General features: G+C 66.1%; 4 protein-coding genes. All 4 read left to right on the top strand.

What is annotated here, in order from left to right; all coding sequences use genetic code 11:
• Positions 1-175 precede the first annotated feature (175 nt).
• Positions 176-370 carry a hypothetical protein gene (locus tag AC3IFE_RS21485; protein WP_489191749.1) on the top strand — a complete coding sequence of 65 codons (195 nt, stop codon included), beginning with the start codon at positions 176-178 and terminating at the stop codon, positions 368-370.
• 4 nt (positions 371-374) lie between these two features.
• The gene (locus tag AC3IFE_RS21480) at positions 375-569 is read left to right on the top strand and encodes a hypothetical protein (RefSeq protein WP_489191882.1); all 195 of its coding nucleotides are present in this window, start codon (positions 375-377) and stop codon (positions 567-569) included.
• 43 nt (positions 570-612) lie between these two features.
• Positions 613-807 (top strand): hypothetical protein, encoded by a 195-nt coding sequence (locus AC3IFE_RS21475; protein ID WP_489191881.1) that lies wholly within the window; start codon positions 613-615, stop codon positions 805-807.
• A 3-nt stretch (positions 808-810) separates the two neighbouring features.
• Positions 811-1079 (top strand): hypothetical protein (locus tag AC3IFE_RS21470; RefSeq protein ID WP_489191880.1); only part of this gene is annotated, 269 nt, incomplete at its 3' end.

Here is a 1079-nt window from a genome sequence, read left to right as displayed (position 1 = left end):
AACCCGAATCCGCACGTGTACGTGCCGATCGGCAAGGTTGATCGGCTCCCGACCGATTCGCGACAGCTCCCGCTGCTCGACGCCTAAGCCCTAACCCGCTGTTTCGCTGAACACCCATCGCGCCCGCTCTGCGGGCGTGAGGGACTCCTTTTGCCTGAAATTTCCTGGAGGCCGTATGCAAACGCTCATCACCACACCGATCGCCGCACTCGCCCAGTCACTGTCCTACGACGAGCGCGTCTCCTACCTCACGAAGATCTCCGCAGCCGACGTCCGCGCCGACGTGTTCGTCGCGTCCGCACGTGCCTTGGGCTTCGTCGTGTCGTGGGACCTTGCGCACGGCACGCCAGTGCTCGAGTGGATGCACTGACGCGATGCGCGCGCCCCTCACCGACCTCGACCTGCGCGCGATGTGGCGCCGCCTGCGCATGGTCGGGAATTTCGACGCCCTGTGCCCGGCCGCCCGCCGCGCCTTCGAATGCACGGCGAACGTATGGCGCGATCGAGAAACCGCGCCCGAGTTACCGGCCGTCGACGGGAAACGCCGCGCCGCGAACGACTTCGACTGACCCATCCGCGCCGGCCGCCGGCGCACTCACCTGGAACCACACCATGAAGCCATACGTGTTCGGCATCAGCGTGTTGCTGATGCTTTCCCTCTCCCTCACCGGCATCTACTACCTGGCCGCCGACGTGCTGCGCCTGTTCGACGTTCGAAACGCCCGCGCGATCGCTTTCGTGATCAGCGTCGTCGCGATGATCGTCCTGATCGCGGCCCTGGCATGGTCCGTTCCGCCGCGTGGGTGAAGCATGAACCTCGAACCCACCATCCGCTACGAGTTGCTCACGACGGCCGGCCTGCGCACCGTCGCCGGCGATCACGTCGTCATCCCGAACGACGCCGGCGCCGCATTCGGCATTCACACCGAGTCGCACCTGCATGACGGCCACCCCGAAAAATGCGTCGTCACGCACCTGATATCGGGCATGCGCATCGGCCACGGCGCGACGCGTACCGCAGCCCTCGCGAACGCGACGTCGAATCTCGAACGCAACCGCAAGCGCCTGCGCACCATGCT

This window comes from Burkholderia sp. APQ4-4ca, assembly GCF_057837105.1.
Note: the sequence above shows the minus strand (reverse complement) of the source record. Positions and strands in the feature narration are given on the sequence as shown.

Coding starts and splice junctions, on each gene's coding strand:
- AC3IFE_RS21485 (WP_489191749.1), top strand. CDS start 176: ATGCAAACGCTCATCACCACACCGATCGCCGCACTCGCCCAGTCACTG.
- AC3IFE_RS21480 (WP_489191882.1), top strand. CDS start 375: ATGCGCGCGCCCCTCACCGACCTCGACCTGCGCGCGATGTGGCGCCGC.
- AC3IFE_RS21475 (WP_489191881.1), top strand. CDS start 613: ATGAAGCCATACGTGTTCGGCATCAGCGTGTTGCTGATGCTTTCCCTC.